This window comes from Gemmata sp. (genome assembly GCF_051859125.1).
Lineage (GTDB): Bacteria > Planctomycetota > Planctomycetia > Gemmatales > Gemmataceae > Gemmata.
In genome coordinates, this window is record NZ_JBHYGG010000239.1 from 1 (window position 1) to 16,957 (window position 16,957).

Sequence of the window (16,957 nt, forward strand, 5' to 3'; positions counted from 1 at the left end):
GGCCCACCCCCACGCTCGCGCTCTGGGTTCGCCCGGCGACCGCGCCTGCCACAACTCCGGGCGCACGACGCGCTCGGAGCGGCCGGCGCGGGCCAGGACCGCCTCGGCCGCGAGGTAGCCGCTGCGCACGGCCCCTTCCATCGTCGCGGGCCAGCCGGTTGCGGTCCAGTCGCCCGCCAGCGCGAGGTTCGGCACGGGCGACGATTGCGGCGGCCGCCACTGGTCCACGCCCGGAACGGCGCTGAACGTCGCGGTGTGTTCGGTCACCACCTTCGAGCGGAGGAGCTTCGCGCGGGCCATGTCCGGGAACAGGCGGCCCAACTCGGCGACGACCCGCGAGCGGATCTCGTCGTTCCCGAGTTCCCGCAGCGAGCGGGTCGCGCTGATGACCACCTGCAAGTAGAACTCGCCCGGCGCGACCTCGCCGCGGTTGAACACCCAGTGGCCGAGGCAATCGACCAGGACTGCGTGCGGCAGCGGCGTGACCGCCCGGTCGAGCCACAGGTGGACGCTCGTGATCGGCGATGGCTCCAGGCGTGCCACGTTCGCGAAGTACGGGTCCGCAGCGATCTCCGCCGGGAGCAGGTCGAGCACCCGCTCGAACGGCACCGCCAGGACGTAGCAGTCCGCAGCGATCGTCGTACCGTCGCGCATCAGCAAGTGGTCGATGCCGCCCCGGGTGCCGACCAGTTCGCGAACCGCGACCCCCTCGCGGAGTTCGACGCCGTGCCGGGCGAACCATTCGCGCAGTTCGTCGCCGTAGAGCCGGCCGAGCGGCACCGTCGGCAGGTGGACGACGAACCCGTCGCGGTGGCGGAGGAACCCGTCGACGAACACCTTGCGGGCGTACTTCAGCCCGAGCCGGTCCACCGTCTCGTTGAGCGCGCTGACCAGCACCACGCCCCAGAACCGGCGGATCGTGCGCTCGGTCTGGTGGTGGCGCAGGAGCCAGTCGTTCAGCGGCGGGTCGGCATCGGGCGACTCGCGGAGCAGCGCGGCGAAGCCGAGCGCCACGCGGACCTTCTCGGCGGGGGAGAGGTAGTGCGCGCCGAGCAGCGCCCGGCCGAGGTGGAGCGGGGCCGGCCACGGGTCGGCCTTGAACACGCTCCGCAACCGGTCCGGCGTGACGAAGGTCAGCTTCGGTTGCGCCGCGAGCAGGCCCGACACGCCGACGGTGGCGAAGAAGTGGTCGAGGTTCGTGCAGCACCCCATGCTCGCGTGCTGGCACGCGTCGACGAGGTGCCCGCTCGTCGGGTCGGGGAACGAACTCGCGCGGCCGCCGAGCCGCCGCCGCGACTCGACGACCGTGACCGCGCACCCGCGGGCCGCCAGCGCCGCCGCCGCGGCCAGTCCCGCCAATCCGCCGCCGACGACCGCAACCTGCTCCACGCGACCGCCCCCGCCCACAGGAAACCCCGGCCAACTTATGAAATCCGTCTCACAATCGCGAACAACCCGGCCCCGGGTGACCGATTCGCGCGACCGAAACGAATAGTACAATCGGCGACTCCCGCGCCCGGGGTACTTCGTTTACGGAATGTACCGCGCCCGCGGCCGGGCCGGTACCCGCGGCCCGGCCCCCATGGTTGACAGGGGTGGGGGCGCGGTTACGATTCAGCCACGGGCCGACACACCCTCCCCGCCGCACCGCTCCGCAACCAGGATGACCTCGCATGGACACGGGTAACCCGAAGTCGTTTCGCCCCGCGGTGGTCCAGCTCGAGGCCCGCGAGGTGCCCGCGGTCGCGAGCGTGCAACTCGTCGGTGGCGTCCTGACCGTCCAGACGAACGACGAGTCGTCGAACGTCGCCGTGTCCCAGACCGCCACGAACATCAACGTCCGCGACTCGGTCACCAACCAGGTGTGGAACTACGCCCGGGCCCAGGTGAGCGTGGTCAACATGTTCGGCGGCGCGGGGAACGATTCGTTCACGTCGAAGGGGAACGCGGGGGTGTACGTCGGGCTGTACGGGAAGGGGGGCGACGACGTCCTCGACGGGAACGCCGGCCCGAACACCCTCATCGGCGGCCCCGGCAACGACCGCCTGTTCGGCCGCGGCGGCGCCGACCTGATCAACGGCGGCGCGGGCAACGACTTCATTTTCGGCGGCCTCGGCAACGACGTCCTGAACGGCCAGGGCGGGGCCGACACGGTCAACGGGGGCCAGGGGATCGACGCCATCACCGGTGGCCCCGGCAACGACGTGCTCGTGTCGATCGACGGGACGAACCTGGACACGGTGGACGCCGGGGGCGGTGGGGAAGACATCCTGTGGATCGACAACGTCGGCGGCGTGCAGGAGGCGGTGACCGGGATCACGGCCGAGGACCTGATCCGCCCGGTCGCGGCGTTCGCCAACGGGGCCGACCTGACCCTCACCGGGGACCGCATCCCGCTCCCGGACCTGCTCTCCACGTTCCAGAGGTACGAGACGTTTACCAACCGCCCGCTGTTCGCCGCCGGCGGCCCGACGCTGTCCGACGTCAACCAGACCGCGTCGGAATTCTTCTTCGGCACGTTCCCGGTCCTCGACGACAGTACCCTCCTCGCCAGCCTCGGGGCCATGCTCGACGCGTTCCCGAACCTCATCAAGTCGAACGTCGTGGACTTCGGCGACGGCACCTACGGTGCCCGGATCAACGGGACCTTCTACCGCGTCGACAACCGCTTGCCGGTCGCCGCGGCCGGTGACGTGGTGCCGACCTACGCCGGGGTCGGGGCGGACAACAGCCTGTGGGTCGCGGTGATCGAGAAGGTGGTCGCCACCGCGACCAGCACCGTGAACCCGTCGTACTCCTTCATCGACGGGACGATTACCGCGTCGCAGGCGTTCCAGATGTTCGGTGCCCGCGCCTCGGACGTCAGCAACGTGAACCTGCCGGGCGTGCTGGTCGATTCCTCGCAACTCGGGAACATCATCCAGACCGCCCTGAACCGCAACAATCCGATCGTCTTCGCGGTCAGCACCGGGTCGTTCGCGTCCGGCCTCTCCGACGGGCAGACGTACACGATCACCGGGCTGACGTTCGACACCCAGAACAACGTGGCCGGGGTCGTGATGCGGAACGCGGCGGGCCGCTTCGACACCGACAACCCGCCCGACGGGGTGCTGACCGTGGCCATCGACGACCTGTTCAACACCGACGGCACCCTGACGTTCGCCAACTTCGACAACGTGTGACCCCCGCTCCGGGTGGGCGGCCGCTGCTCACCCGATGTCGCTCGCCCGCCCCGGCAGCGGGTACTCCTCCATCACGCCGTAAGTGGTCTCCGCCATGCCCAGCGCCCGGTAGGTCGCCCGGGCCCTGGCGTTCTCCCGCTCCACGTAAAGCCGGATGCCGATCACGCCCGGGTCGGCCGCGGCCCGCCGCTCCACCTCCCGGTACAGCGAGCGGAACGCGCCCGACCGGCGGGCGTCCGGGCGGACGTACACGCTCTGCACCCACCAGAACCACCCGTTCCGCCAGTCGCTCCACTCGAACGTGACCATCATCTGGGCGACGACCTCGCCGCCCTCGTTCTGGGCCACGGTGTAGAACCCGCGGGCCGGGTCGGCGAACACGGCCCGCACCCCGGACCCCAGCACGTCGGGCCGGAGGGTCTTGTGCTCGGTCTCGAGCGCGAGGGCGGCGTTGAACGCGACCAGCACGGCCTCGTCGGCCGCGGTCGCCGGGCGGATCGTCAGTCCCATGGCGGCTCCGGGGTGGGGAACGGGTGCAGGCTACCGCGCCCCGCGCCGATTCGCCACCCGTGTGGTAACCTGAATTGCACTTCGCCGCGCGAACGTTCCGTTGCGCCGCGGCGTAGAAGCCGTGAGGGGCCGTGCTGGATCTCACCCCGCCAGACCCGGAGACCGACGAACACCTTCTCGCGCGGCTGCGCGACGGTGAGCGGGACGTGTTCGGCCCGCTCGTCCGCCGGTACGAGCGGGAACTGTTCGGCTACCTGCGGCGGTACGTCGGCGACGACGACCTCGCCGACGACGTGTTCCAGAACACGTTCGTCCAGGTGTTCCTAAAGATCCAGCAGTACGAGCCCGGCCGCCCGGCCCGCCCGTGGCTCTACGCGATCGCCACCAACCAGGCGATCGACGCGCTGCGGCGGCGGAACCGGCGGCTCGCCGACCGCCCGGCCGACACGGTCTCCGCCCCGGACGAGGAGGGCGAACCGCGGCCCCTGTTCGAACTGCTCCCGGCCCCCGGCGACGCCCCCCCGGACGCCGCCGACCGGGCCGAGCAGCGGGAACTGGTCCGGGCCGCTGTGGACCGGCTCCCGGAACTCTTGCGGCAGACGGTCCTCCTGGTGTACTTCCAGGGGCTGAAGTACCAGGACGCCGCGGCGGCGCTCGACATCCCGGTCGGCACGGTCAAGTCCCGGCTCCACGCGGCGCTGACCAAGTTGACCGAGGACTGGGCCGGCGAGAGCGCCGGGTGCGCGACGCGGAACGCTGAGTGACGAGGCGACCCATGACCACCCCGACCGACGAAGACCTCATCGGCTACGTGCTCGACGCGCTGGCGCCCGACGAGCGCGCCGCGGTCGCGGCCCACCTCCGCGCCGACCCGACGGCCGCCGCCCGGCTCGACCACCTCCGCCGCTCGCTCGCCCCGTTCGAGCTGGACCGCGACTCGCCTTCCGAGCCCCCGCCGCACCTGGCGCTCCGCACCGTCGCCCGGCTCGCCGAGCACCTGACGCGGCACGAGCCCCCGCTGTCGGTCGAGTCGGACCACGGCACCCTGTTGGCCGTGGCCCAGGCGATGGAGACCGAGTACCCCGAGCCCGAGCCGCACCCGCTCGCGTTCCCGGCTCCGCGGCCGCTCCGGGCCGCCCACCGCGACGCCCCGGAGCCGCGGGCCGTCGGCGGCCGGTTCCGCATCGACCTGCTCGTGGCGTGCTCGGTCGCGCTGTTCGCGTGCGGGCTCATCGTCACGGGCGTCGGCCGGCTCCGGGCGCAGAGCCAGGTGCTCGCGTGCCAGGACAACCTTCGAACGCTCCACACCGGGCTGACCGGGTACGCCGAAACACACGCCGGGCAGTACCCGCGGGTCGGGACCGACGCGAACCCGACGGCCGACACGTTCGTGTCGGCGCTGGTCGACGCGGGCCAGGTGCCGGCCGGGTTCCGGGGGTGCTGTCCGGCCGACCCGGCCCGGCCCGCGGCCCGCGACGCGACCCCGCCCGTCGGGTACACGTACAGCCTCGGGTACCGCGCCCCGACCGGCGACCTGCTCGGCCTGACCCGCGGCACCGACCCCCAGCACGACCTCGTCCCCATCTCGGCCGACTACCCGGCGGCGGCCGTGGCCCCCGCGGGCGGCCCCGTGTGCCCGCACGCGGTCGGCATGAACGTCCTGTACGCGGGCGGGAACGTCCGCCACGCGACCTCGGCGCTGGTCGGCCCCAACGGCGACGACATCTACCGCAACGTGTTCGGCCGCGTGGCCGCCGGGGCCGACGCCAACGACGCCGTCCTCGGCCGCCCCGGCGACCGGCCGTAAATTCTCACCCAATCTGGTGGAGCTGTGCCCGCGTCGCGTTTTTGCCCTCCCTGGTGGGGGAGGTCAGGAACCCTCCGCTCCGCCACACCCACCCGACTCGCCCGTCTCGTTCATTGTGCCGCGTTTCGAGTCCCCGCTGTCGGAACGGTCAAGACCGCGGGGGCGGGCCGGGTTAAACTGGCCCGATTGGACCCGACCCGCTGGTCCGCTCCCGAGGCACGCACTCATGAAGGTCACCTGGGGCGGGGTGTTCCCCGCCGTCTGCACGCAGTTCAACCCCGACCAGTCGCTCAACGTCCCCGGAACGCTCGCGCACGTCGACGTGATGCTCGACGCGGGCGTCCACGGGCTCGTCATGCTCGGCAGCGTCGGCGAGAACACGGCCCTCGACGCGGGCGAGAAGCGGGAGCTGTTCAAGGCGACCGTCGAGCACGTCCGCAAGCGGGTGCCGGTGCTCACCGGCGTGGCCGAGTACACGACGGCCGGCGCGTGCCGGTGGGCCGCCGACGCCGCGAAGCTCGGGGCCGACGGGCTCATGGTGCTGCCGCCGATGGTGTACAAGACCGACGCCCGCGAGACGATCGCCCACTTCCGCACCGTGGCGCGGGCGACCGACCTGCCGATCATGATTTACAACAACCCGCCGGCCTACAAGGTGGACGTCACCCCCGAGATGTTCGCCGAGATGGCCGACGAGCCGAAGTTCGCGTGCATCAAGGAGTCGAGCGACAACCCGCGGCGGATCACCGACATCATCAACCTCGTTGGCGACCGGTACCCGCTTTTCGCCGGCGTGGACGACCTGTTCCTCGAGTGCATGATGCTCGGGGCGGTCGGGTGGATCTCGGGGCTGGTGAACGCCTTCCCCCGAGAGAACCGCGCGATCTGGGACCTGGCGAAGGCCGGGAAGTGGCAGGAGGCGCTCGAGATCTACCGGTGGTACACGCCGCTCCTCCACCTCGACACGCACGTCAAGCTGGTGCAGTACATCAAGCTGGCGAGCGCCGAGTGCGGGTACGGCACCGAACTGTGCCGCGCCCCGCGGCTGCCGCTCGTCGGGGCCGAGCGCGAGGAGGTCCTGAAGGTGATCCGCAAGGCGATCGCGACGCGGCCGAAGCGGTGAACGCAGCGGACTAAGCGATGGGACGCGGACGACGCGGATCAAGGACGGGATTCAGAGCCGATCAGACGGCAGTCATTTGAAACAAATGGCTCTCTCCGATCCTCTTCCATCCCGTTTTTGATCCGCGTCGTCCGCGTCCCATCGCTTGATTCCGCTCAGTCCTTCTTGAGCGAGTGGTACACCATCCCGGTGAGGAGCTTCGGGTAGAAGTAGGTGGACTTCGCGGGCATCTTCTCGCCGTTGCCGGCGATCTGCTCGACGTGCTCCATCGTCGCCGGCGGCACCAGTACCGCTACCTGGCACTCCTTCGCCGCGACCGCGTCGGTCACTTCCTTCAACAGGTGGACGTACTTGACGGCCGGCGCGCCGCCGAGCTTCGGGGCGACGAGCCGGTCCACCACCAGCTTGTGCAGGATGCTCACGCCCAGGCCGCGCCACTCCTCGCTCTGCTCGGGGGCCGCCTCGGCCATCACCTTCGGGTCGCGGAGCTTGGCGACGAACCACTTCCCGTCGGCGACCGTGCCGAACCCCAGGGCCGCCTGCGAGCCGTCCATCTGGATGTGGTCCCACGCGGCCTTCGCGTCGGTCCCGGTGCGCTCGACGACGTCGAAGTGCGCCGCGAGGAGCGCCTCCAGTTCGGCCGACGACACCGCGGTGAGGCCGCTGAACAGCCGGTGCGTCGGGAGGATGATGAGGCCCGGGTCGGTCATGCCGACGAGCATCATGAGGGTGAAGTTCGGGGCCGCCTCGTCGTCCGCGACCTCGCCGGCCGCCTTGCGCTCCTCGAGGTACTTCACCCCGGTCTCGTACCGGTGGTGCCCGTCGGCGATGTACACCGGCTTCGGCCCCATCAGCCCGATGAGGGTGCTGATCGCGTGCGTGTCGGTGACGACCCACAGCCGGTTGGTGACGCCGAGGTGGTCCTTGGCGACGACCGGCGGGTTCTTGATCGTGAACGGCTCCAGCACGCGGGCGATCTCGCCGTCCCGGTCCGGGTACAGGCCGAACACCGGCGACACGTTGAACCCGGTCGCCTGGTACAGCTTCAGCCGGTCGGCCTTCGGGCCCGACATGGTCTGCTCGTGCGGGTAGATCTTGCCCTGCCCGAACGGCTCGAGCCGCACGCGGGCGAAGAACCCGCGGCGGGTGTACTCCTGGCCCTCGGCGGTGAACGTCTGCTCGTAGATGTAGACCGCGCGGGCGGTGTCCTGCCGCAGCGCGTTGCTGGCGACCCATTCGCGGAGGGTGCCGGCGGCGCGCGTGTACCGGTTGTTGAGGTCGTCGTCGCCCGGCTCGTCCTTCGTGAGTTCGACGCGGATCGCGTTGTACGGGCTCTGGTCGTAGAGCTGCTTCTGGAGCGCCGGGTCGATGACGTCGTAGGGCGGGGCGACGACGTCGGAGAGCGAGCCGACCTGGCCCAGATCGTAGCGGAACCCACGGAACCCACGGATGTCGGCCATCGGCGAAAACTCCTCGCGGCTGCGGCGGAACTTGAAAGGGTTTACTCTACGAATTGCGGCCGCGCCATCAGCGCCGGAACCTGACGAGGACGGTTCGCCGCGCCCGCCTCTCACGGATTTCTCCTTTGGAACTGTGGGCCGGGCCGGTGAGAATGAGCGGTCCCGGGTGACTCGTGTCTCTCCCATCTGGGCATCGCCCCCGTTCTGCTTCTCACAGGAGTATTCATGCGTAGCAAGCTGCTCGCCGTTGCCGCCGTGCTGGCCCTCGGCGCGACCGCCCGCGCCGAAGGGCTGACCAAGGGCACCCCGGAGTTGAAGTCCGCCACCGCGCTGGCGTTCGGCCCGAACGGCGTCCTGTTCGTCGGCGACTCGGCCGGCGCGACCGTGTTCGCCATCGACACCGGCGACGCGAAGGCGGCCGGCGACAAGCCGGTGAACGTCGAGAAGATCGACGGCAAGGTCGCGGCCGCCCTGGGCGTGACCGAGAAGGAAGTGAAGGTCAACGACGTGAAGGTGAACCCGGCGTCGGGCAACGTGTACCTGGCCGTCACCCGCGGGGCCGGGGCGGGCACCGCGGCGCTCGTGCGGGCGACCCGCGACGGGGCCGTCGAGGCGGTGGCGCTGAAGGACGTGCCGTTCGCGAAGGTCGCGCTGCCGAACCCGTTCGAGCCCAAGGACGCGAAGGACCGCCGCACCCGCGCCGAGTCGATCACCAGCATGGCGTTCGTGGGCGGCAAGCTGTACGTCGCCGGGCTGTCGAGCGAGGAGTTCGCGAGCACCCTGCGGGCCATCGCGTACCCGTTCAAGGACGCCGACAAGGGCAGCGCCATCGAGATCTACCACGGGGCGCACGGGGCCGTCGAGACCCGGTCCCCGATCCGCACGTTCGTGCCGTACAAGATCGGCGGCGAGGAGAACATCATGGCGTCGTACACCTGCACACCGCTGGTGAAGATCCCCGTGAGCGAGCTGAAGTCGGGCGCGAAGGTGAAGGGCGTCACGATCGCCGAGCTGGGCAACCGGAACCAGCCGCTCGACATGATCGCGTACACCAAGGACGGCAAGGACTTCCTGCTGTCGGCCAACTCGGCGCACGGCGTCATCAAGATCCCGACGACCGAGTTCGGCTCGGCCAAGGAGATCTCGGCGAAGGTCGCCAACACCGCCGGCCCCGCGTACGAGAAGATCACCGAGCTGAAGGACGTGGTGCAACTCGACAAGTTCGACGACGCCCGCGCCGTGATCCTCGTGAAGACCGCGAGCGGCTTCGACCTGAAGACCGTTCCGCTGCCGTGACGTGATCGTTGCGAGCGGGGGGCGTCAGCCCCCCGAGTTCTTCGCCTTCGATTCGCGGTTCACTCGGGGGGCTGACGCCCCCCGCTCGCCTTCCCGGAGACCGCCGTGCGCCACGCCGCTTGCCTCGCCCTCGCGTTTGCCGCTCAGGTGGTTCACGCCGCCGATTCGCCGGCGGTCGCGCTCAGCACCGCGAAGGGCGAGCCGCCGGTAATCGAGGTGCGGGGGCTGCCCAAGGAACTCGTTTCGCGGCTCAAGGACGCCGACGCGAAGGGGCGGGCCGCGGTGCTCCGCGTGGTCGTGGGCGGCGGCACGATCGAAGAGCAACTCGCGCGAACGCCGCTCGCCGGGAGCTACTCGTTCACCGACACCGGCGTGCGGTTCGAGCCGCAGTTCCCGCTCGTCCCCGGCCGCGAATACGTCGCGATCCTGCGCGACGATCCGAAGGCCGCGCCGGCGCTCACGACCCTGAGCCTGCCGAAGCCGCCGCCCGGCCCGCGGGTGTCGGTGGCCGCCGTGTACCCGTCGGCGAACCGCCTGCCCGAGAACACGCTGCGGTTCTACGTCCAGTTCTCCGGGCCGGTCGCGCGGGGCGACGTGTACCGGCACGTCACGCTCGTCCGCGACGACGGCGTCGAGGTGAAGGAGCCGTTCCTCGAATTGCCCGAGGAACTCTGGTCGGCCGACGGCGACCGGCTCACGCTCCTGTTCCACCCCGGCCGCGTGAAGCAGGGGCTCGTGCCCCGCGAGGACGACGGACCCGTGCTCGGAGCCGGCCGCACGTACTCACTAATGGTGAGCGGCAAGTGGGAGGACACCGAGGGCCGGCCACTGCTCGGTGGTGCGAAGAAGACGTTCGCCGTCGGCCCGCCGGACGACCAGCCGCTCGACGCGGCCGCGTGGGCGCTGATGGCCCCGCGGGCCGGCGGCGATTCCCCGCTGATCGTGAAGTTCCCGAAGCCGCTCGACCGCGCGATGCTCGACCGCGTCGTGTGGGTGGTCGATGCCGCCGGCACCCGCGTGGACGGTGAGGTGACCGTCGGCGGCGGCGAGCGGGTGCTGACGTTCGCGCCGAAGAAGCCGTGGGGGAAGGGCGAGTATCGACTGGTGGCGGACGCGCGGCTCGAAGACCCGTGCGGCAACCGCGTCGGCGAGGCGTTCGAACTGACCGACGGCACCCCGCTCGCCGAGCGCCCCCGCCGCAAGCCCACGGAGCGGGCGTTCACGGTGCGGTGACCTCACCCAAGCCGCTACGTCACGACGTGGCGGCTTGGGTGAGGTCACTCCTCGGTCGGCCGCGGGCGGTTCGACCAGTGCGGCGGCTTGTCGCCGGCGACGATCACGCCCTTGTCCTCCCACCCCATGTACGCCTTCACGTCGCCCGGCGTGTACCGCAGCGTCAGCCCGCACCGCCGCCGGGTGCTCTCGTTCGCGTCCGACCCGTGCAGCAGCAGGTCGGAGTGGACCGACGCCTCGCCGGCCCTCAACTCGACGTACACGGGCTCGCCGTACTTCTCCACCTCCGGCACCGTCTGGTTCAGGACGTTGCTCGGGTCCGTCTCGGTCAGCTTGTAGGTCAGGTGCCCCAGGACGTGCGTGCCGGGGATGTACTTCATCGCCGCGTTGCCGCGGTCCGCGTAGTCGATCGCCAGCCACACCGTCACCGCCTTCGACGGCGTGAGCGGCCAGTAGCTCGCGTCCTGGTGCCAGCTCACCGTCTTCCCGTCGCCGGGCATCTTGCAGAAGAAGTGCGATCCCCACCCGACCACGCTCGGCCCGAGCAGGTCCGAGACGATCGCGACGACCCGCGGGTTCGTGAGCACGTCCCACACGCGGCCGTGCCGCAGGTGCGCGGAGCTGATCGAGTAGCTGTCCTTCCCCTCGGCGGTGTACCGGGCGAGCAGGTCGGCGAAGTACGCCCGCAGGCCGCCGACCTCGGCGTCGGAGAAGATGCGGAACGGCTTGAGGTAGCCGTCGCGGTTGAACTGCGAGATTTGCTCGGGGGCCAGCACCTTCGGGGCGGTCGTCGTGCTGGGGTGGAAGTCGAGGGTGCGGGCGACCGCGGCGAGGTCGCCCTGACCGGGGATCGCGTTGAACGTCGTGGGTGCGTTCATTGGTGGTTTCCGGCGGGGAGTGGCGTCACGCGGGCATCGCGGGCGGGACCACCGGGCGGATCACGGCGCGGTTGCGGCCCAGGTCCTTCGCCGCCTTCACGGTCTCGGCGGCGAGGTCGCGGAGCACGTCGTAGGCGACGTTCGTGTCGGCGTCGCACACCGCGAGCCCCAGGCTGATCGTGACCCGGATCTCGTGGCCGTTGTACACCGTCTTCTCGTTGGCCACGGCGGCCCGCAGCCGCTCGGCGAGCTTCTCGGCGCCCACCATGTCCGTCGCCGGCGCGACCACCAGGAACTCCTCGCCGCCGATGCGGCCGAGCGAGTCGGTCGTGCGGATCGCGTTCTGGAGCACCCCCGCGAGCCAGACCAAAACGTGGTCCCCGCCCGGGTGCAGGTACAGCGTGTTGATGTTCTTGAAGTGGTCCGCGTCGATCAGCACCAGCGTCAGGGCCGAGGGCGTGCGGGCGCGGCGGAGCAGCTCCTTCCGGGCGATGAGGTCGATCGCCCGGCGGTTGGGCAGGCCCGTGAGCGGGTCGGTCAGCGCCATCTTCTCGAGGATCGTGTTCTTCTGCTGGATCTGGGCGAGGGCCGCTTCCAGTTCGCGGGTCCGCTCGGCCACCCGCTGTTCCAGCTCCTGGTTGATCTTCCGCAGCTCGTCGCCGAGTTGCTCGCTGCTCCGCTCTTGGAGGAGGGTGCGGGTGGCGGCCCGGAGGTTCTGGAGCAGGTCCTCGCCCCGCCACGGCTTGAGGACGATCCGGTGGACCTGGGTCTGGTTGATGGCGTCGGCCGCGTCCTCGAGCCGCGCGGTTCCGGTCAGGAGGATGCGGTACGTCCGCGGGGCGGTGCGGCGGACCCACTCGAGGAGGCCCAGCCCGGACTCGTCGGGGAGCAACAGGTCGGAGAGGATCATGTCCACCGACCGCTTGGCGAGGATGGACCGGGCCTCCGCCGCGGTCCCGGCGGTGGAGACCTCGAAGTCGCTGGCGAGTTGGGCCGCGAGGATCGAGAGGACGCCGGGGTCGTCGTCGACGAGGAGAATCGAGCACTTGTATCGGGTGACGTTCATGACCGCGAGTTGCCCTTGAACCTTCCCCGAACCCCACAGGGGAGAACGGTTCCGCTCAGCCGCAAAGTGGAACCGCAGTCGCCGCGCCCGGGCGAACAGGGTGTGGGAACCCCAAGTGTAGTCTACAGTTGACGCCAAGGGCCGGTTTACTCTCCCGGCCGAATATCACAACTGTTGTAGCAGAGACAATCGAGAGGGAATAGGTGTTTCGCCCACGTGGCGCGAATCCTCGTTCCGTGCGTCAGGAATGGGTCGCAGGTAAAACGTTGGAAAAAAGCGGGATTTACCGGCCTTGATTCTTGATCGCGGCTCTGCGATCGCCTACAATCGGGACTCCGATGGGGGCGACCCCGGTAAGTGCTGTGGCGGAACGGATTCCCCGAAAACACAGGAAGTGGACGGCGGCCAGAGTGTATTATCTGGCCACAGGCACCACGGCAAGAACGCCACCGCGGACTCGATGCGGAACGGACCCGATGGTCGGGGGTTAGTGTCAGGCACCGCCCGCACTGCACCCGATAGATGCACTCGTGACTCAGGATCGTAACAGAGCGAACCGAGCTGCCCGCCGGCTCAACTGAATCGTCTCGCTCGACGGACCGCTCCGGCACCCGGACCTCCCGCGTGCCCCGCGCCAGCCGCCGACCGGTGTGACCCTCAGTTGGGTCGGATATTTTTTCCGCGCGGGACCGTGCGTCCCAGCCCGGCGGCCGGCACCAACGGGACCCTCTGTCCGCGACCCGAAGACCGACTGTGTGCCGCGATTCGGACCCGCATTTGAAGCGCCGCGCTGGGGTGTAAGAGCCGGTGGGACGCCCGGTAACCTTCCCAGACCCAAACTGTTGCGACCCGCGAAAGGCCGCCATGAAAACCGTCAGGCGTAAGCGATCCGGACAATCTGCCAAAGTGGCCGACTCCTCTTTGACGACCTTTTCGTCCGACCTGCTCACGCCGGAAGAAGAACGGGAACTGTTGACCAGCTTCTGGGACTGCAAGAGCGAACTGGTCCGGGTGCTGGTCCGCACGTTCAACCGTGAACTCCAGGCGAGCCGCCCGCCGCTCGAACCGTGGCCGATGGCCCAGTTCATCCGGGAGCACTGCACCGACGAGCGGTGCGAGGTCATGGCCGTCAAGCGCCTCCGCGACCGCTACGTCCACTACAAGCACCGCCTCGCCAGCGCCAACATCCGCCTCGCGGCCCACGTCGCCAAGCGGTTCCGGCACCACAGCCTCGCGTACAGCGACCTGCTCCAGGAGGCCGTCTGCGGGCTCATGCAGGCCATCGACCGGTTCGACGTCTCGCACGGCACCCGCCTCGCCACCTACGCCACGTGGTGGATCCGCCAGACGCTCCAGATCGCCGTCGCGCGGCAGAGCCACCTGGTCAGCCTCAGCCCCCACCACCTGCAAGAACTGGGCCTTTTGCAGCAAGAATCCGAGGCGCTCGCCCACGGCGGCAAGCACCTCCCCAGCCCGCAGGAACTCGCCAGCCGCACCGGCAGCTCGCTCGAGCACCTCACGCACCTCCAGACCGCGACCCGCACCCCGGTCAGCCTCAACGCCGTCCTCGACGACGACAGCGACTTCAAGCTGACCGAGGCCATGCCGGACACCGGCACCCTGGTGATGCAGGAGAACAACGAGCGCCAGGAGGCCCTCAGCTTCCTGATGGAGAACCTCCGCCCCCGCGAGCGGAAGGTCCTCGACCTGCGGTTCGGCCTCACCGGCCACGGCACCCACAGCCTCCGCCAGATCGGCCACCTGCTCCGCATCAGCAAGGAGCGGGTCCGCCAGATCCAGAACCGGGCGCTGGAGAAGCTCAAGGCCAACGCCGAGCGCGTCGGCTGGGAGCCCACCCTCCTCCTGGAGTGAATTCGCTCCGATCTCTTCGAGCCGCCCCGTTACAACGGGGCGGCTTTTTGCGCTAACCGCGCAACCACTACGACCGCTCTTGCGCCCGCCGGTCCCGCACGTTCCCCGGCCCGCGGCGCTGGACGCCGGTGCGTTCCGGTGGTGAGATGCACTCGCACCGCCGTGAGCCCCACACCCCCGGAGCCGACATGCGCCGGACCGCCCTCGCCGCCTTGTGCGCACTCGCCTTCTCGTCAGCCGCGGGCGCTCAGGAGCCCGACCTGTCCGGCCGCTGGTCCGGCTACTGGGTGAGCGACGCGAACGGCCACACCGGCCCGCTCCACGGGCGGTTCCGGCAGATCGACGCCGGCACCTACCGCGTCTCGTTCCGCGGCCGGTTCGCCAAGGTGGTCCCGTTCTGGTACACGACGAAGCTGCGCGTCGAGGGGACCGGCGACGGCGTCGCGGTGCTCGGCGCGAGCCAGCGGCTGCCGCTCCTCGGCGAGTACCGGACCACCGCGGTCGCGACCGGCACCTCGTTCGACGCGGCGTTCACCTCGCGCACGGACTCGGGCCGGTTCGTCCTCACGCGGCGGTGACGAACGACGGGGTCTTCCACCGGAACCGGGATACAATTCTGAGCGGGCGCTCGACCGCCCCTCCCACTCTGCTCGCGGCCCGCGATCCCGATGAACACCACCTGCCCCGCCCCCGACGCGATCAAGGCCCTCTTCGACGGGCACCGCCCGCCGCACGACGCCCGCGCCGTGCTGACGCACGTCGAGGGCTGTCTCGCGTGCCGGGGCCGGCTCGTCGCCCTCGCCCCCGGCGCGGAACTCCCCACCTCGTACCTGCCCGAGGTGGGCGACTCGGTCGTGTTCGAGGAGACGCCCGTCGCCGCCAAGGGGGGCACCGTGAGCGAGACGCTGGGCACCGACTTCGCCGTCTTCGCGTCCCTGAAGGCGGAGCCGAAGTCGGAGGTGCCGCGGCGGGTGGGCGGGTACGACGTGATCCGCGTCCTCGGCCGCGGCGGGATGGGGATCGTGCTCAAGGCGCTCGACCCAGTGCTGAACCGGTTCGTGGCGGTGAAGCTTATGTTCCCGAAGGTGGCCGCGGACGCCTCGTGCCGGTTCCGGTTCGGCCGCGAGGCGCGGTCGGCCGCCCGGATCGGGAGCGACCACGCGACCGCCGTGTACTCCGTCGGCGAGGACGGCGCGGTGCCGTACATCGTGATGGAGTACGTCGCCGGGGAGAACCTGGAGACGCGGCTCGCCCGCGAGGGCCGGTTGCCCCTGTCGGTGGTGGTCGCGATCTCCCGGCAGATCGTCGCGGGCCTCGCGGCCGCCCACGCGCAGGGCGTCGTCCACCGCGACATCAAGCCCGGCAACATCCTGTTGGAGCGCCCGGCCGAGGGCGACGGCGGGGGGGGCGGGCCGCCGGTCCGCGTGAAGATCACCGACTTCGGGATCGCCCGGTCGATCGGCCTGCCCGGGATCACCAACGCGGAGCACGCGGTCGGCACGCCCGAGTACATGGCCCCCGAGCAGATCAACGGCGACGAGCTCGACGCCCGCAGCGACCTGTACTCGTTCGGGATGCTCCTGTACCGGATGGTCGCCGGGCGGCTCCCGTTCACCGCGAAGACCGCGATGGCGTGCTTCGCGAACCACCTGAACACGCAGTTCGTGACCCCGAAGAAGTACGCCGCCGACCTGCCGGACTGGCTCGAAGCGCTCGTCATGAAGCTGCTCCGCAAGGACCCGGCGGACCGCCCGCAGACGGCCGCCGAGGTGGGGCGGCTCCTCGACGAGGGGTCCGCGCGGCTCCTCGGCCCGCCGCTCGACCCGGAGGCGAAGCGGGTCGCGGCGCTGAAGACGTACGGGGTGCTGGACACCGACCCGGAGCAGGCGTTCGACGACCTCACGCACCTCGCGTCGTACATCTGCGGGACGCCGATCGCCATCGTCTCGCTGCTCGACGAGGACCGCCAGTGGTTCAAGTCGAAGGTCGGGCTGTCGGTGAACCAGACGGCGAAGAACGTCTCGTTCTGCCAGTACACGATCAAGGGCACGGCGCCGATGATCGTGGGCAACGCCGAGGCCGACGCCCGGTTCGCGGACAACCCGCTGGTGAAGCTCGACCCGCACATCCGGTTCTACGCCGGGGTGCCGCTGATCGACGGCGACGGGGCGGCGCTCGGGTCGCTGTGCGTGATCGACCGGGTGCAGCGGGAGCTGTCGTCGGAGCAGATCGCGGCGCTGGCGGCGCTCGGCCGGTCGGTGATGAGCCAGCTCGCGCTCCGCCGCGAGCTGCTCCGGCTCAACCTCGCCGCGAAGCTCCCGGCGGTCTACGAGGCCCCGCCCACCGCCAAGCAGCCAGTGTGAGGCTGCCCTTGTTTCGTTGAATCGTTCGCCTCACGCGGTCCGCCACGGAGGGCGGCCCCTACAAATCATCGGCTTTCGGTTCGTACCCCCCCCCAGGCGGGCCCCCCCCCCCCCAAGAATTCAACAGACCAGGCCCCACCAAAACCACCCCCGTGCCCCCCAGCGCC

Annotated in this window: 14 protein-coding genes; 9 read left to right on the forward strand and 5 right to left on the reverse strand. The window is 70.3% G+C overall.

Annotation, left to right across the window (positions count from 1 at the left end; all coding sequences use genetic code 11):
* A partial coding sequence (gene hpnE / locus ACTIGN_RS18995; protein WP_439626671.1) for a hydroxysqualene dehydroxylase HpnE occupies positions 1-1,500 on the reverse strand: 1,500 nt, incomplete at its 3' end.
* Between the two features lie 173 nt (positions 1,501-1,673).
* Here hpnE and ACTIGN_RS19000 point away from each other — a divergent pair.
* Positions 1,674-3,182: a hypothetical protein gene (locus ACTIGN_RS19000; protein WP_439626673.1), complete on the forward strand. Its 1,509-nt coding sequence runs from the start codon at positions 1,674-1,676 to the stop codon at positions 3,180-3,182.
* Positions 3,183-3,209: 27 nt separating this feature from the next.
* Here the strand turns inward: ACTIGN_RS19000 and ACTIGN_RS19005 are convergent, their stop codons facing one another.
* Positions 3,210-3,692, reverse strand: a complete 483-nt coding sequence (locus ACTIGN_RS19005) for a GNAT family N-acetyltransferase (protein WP_439626675.1) — start codon at positions 3,690-3,692, stop codon at positions 3,210-3,212.
* A 131-nt stretch (positions 3,693-3,823) separates the two neighbouring features.
* On the opposite strand from ACTIGN_RS19005, the gene ACTIGN_RS19010 reads away from it, so the two are divergent.
* The 3 genes from ACTIGN_RS19010 to ACTIGN_RS19020 all read left to right on the forward strand — a co-directional run bounded on the left by ACTIGN_RS19010 (position 3,824) and on the right by ACTIGN_RS19020 (position 6,622).
* Positions 3,824-4,456: an RNA polymerase sigma factor gene (locus tag ACTIGN_RS19010; protein WP_439626677.1), complete on the forward strand. Its 633-nt coding sequence runs from the start codon at positions 3,824-3,826 to the stop codon at positions 4,454-4,456.
* Positions 4,457-4,467: 11 nt separating this feature from the next.
* Positions 4,468-5,499, forward strand: a complete 1,032-nt coding sequence (locus ACTIGN_RS19015) for an anti-sigma factor family protein (RefSeq protein ID WP_439626679.1) — start codon at positions 4,468-4,470, stop codon at positions 5,497-5,499.
* 226 nt (positions 5,500-5,725) lie between these two features.
* Positions 5,726-6,622 (forward strand): dihydrodipicolinate synthase family protein, encoded by an 897-nt coding sequence (locus ACTIGN_RS19020; RefSeq protein WP_439626680.1) that lies wholly within the window; start codon positions 5,726-5,728, stop codon positions 6,620-6,622.
* Between the two features lie 155 nt (positions 6,623-6,777).
* Here the strand turns inward: ACTIGN_RS19020 and ACTIGN_RS19025 are convergent, their stop codons facing one another.
* On the reverse strand, positions 6,778-8,082 hold the full coding sequence (locus ACTIGN_RS19025; RefSeq protein WP_439626682.1) for a DUF1015 domain-containing protein: 1,305 nt from the start codon (positions 8,080-8,082) through the stop codon (positions 6,778-6,780).
* Between the two features lie 225 nt (positions 8,083-8,307).
* Here ACTIGN_RS19025 and ACTIGN_RS19030 point away from each other — a divergent pair, with 225 nt between their 5' ends.
* The gene (locus ACTIGN_RS19030; protein WP_439626684.1) at positions 8,308-9,378 is read left to right on the forward strand and encodes a hypothetical protein; all 1,071 of its coding nucleotides are present in this window, start codon (positions 8,308-8,310) and stop codon (positions 9,376-9,378) included.
* A 105-nt stretch (positions 9,379-9,483) separates the two neighbouring features.
* The gene (locus ACTIGN_RS19035; protein WP_439626686.1) at positions 9,484-10,611 is read left to right on the forward strand and encodes an Ig-like domain-containing protein; all 1,128 of its coding nucleotides are present in this window, start codon (positions 9,484-9,486) and stop codon (positions 10,609-10,611) included.
* A 44-nt stretch (positions 10,612-10,655) separates the two neighbouring features.
* Here the strand turns inward: ACTIGN_RS19035 and ACTIGN_RS19040 are convergent, their stop codons facing one another.
* On the reverse strand, positions 10,656-11,489 hold the full coding sequence (locus ACTIGN_RS19040) for a phytanoyl-CoA dioxygenase family protein (protein WP_439626688.1): 834 nt from the start codon (positions 11,487-11,489) through the stop codon (positions 10,656-10,658).
* Between the two features lie 25 nt (positions 11,490-11,514).
* Positions 11,515-12,555: a diguanylate cyclase gene (locus tag ACTIGN_RS19045; RefSeq protein WP_439626690.1), complete on the reverse strand. Its 1,041-nt coding sequence runs from the start codon at positions 12,553-12,555 to the stop codon at positions 11,515-11,517.
* 921 nt (positions 12,556-13,476) lie between these two features.
* On the opposite strand from ACTIGN_RS19045, the gene ACTIGN_RS19050 reads away from it, so the two are divergent.
* The 3 genes from ACTIGN_RS19050 (at position 13,477) to ACTIGN_RS19060 (ending at position 16,790) form a co-directional block, all read left to right on the forward strand.
* Positions 13,477-14,427 carry a sigma-70 family RNA polymerase sigma factor gene (locus tag ACTIGN_RS19050; RefSeq protein WP_439626692.1) on the forward strand — a complete coding sequence of 317 codons (951 nt, stop codon included), beginning with the start codon at positions 13,477-13,479 and terminating at the stop codon, positions 14,425-14,427.
* 188 nt (positions 14,428-14,615) lie between these two features.
* On the forward strand, positions 14,616-15,005 hold the full coding sequence (locus ACTIGN_RS19055) for a hypothetical protein (protein ID WP_439626693.1): 390 nt from the start codon (positions 14,616-14,618) through the stop codon (positions 15,003-15,005).
* Positions 15,006-15,095: 90 nt separating this feature from the next.
* The gene (locus tag ACTIGN_RS19060) at positions 15,096-16,790 is read left to right on the forward strand and encodes a GAF domain-containing serine/threonine-protein kinase (protein ID WP_439626695.1); all 1,695 of its coding nucleotides are present in this window, start codon (positions 15,096-15,098) and stop codon (positions 16,788-16,790) included.
* Positions 16,791-16,957: the final 167 nt, after the last annotated feature.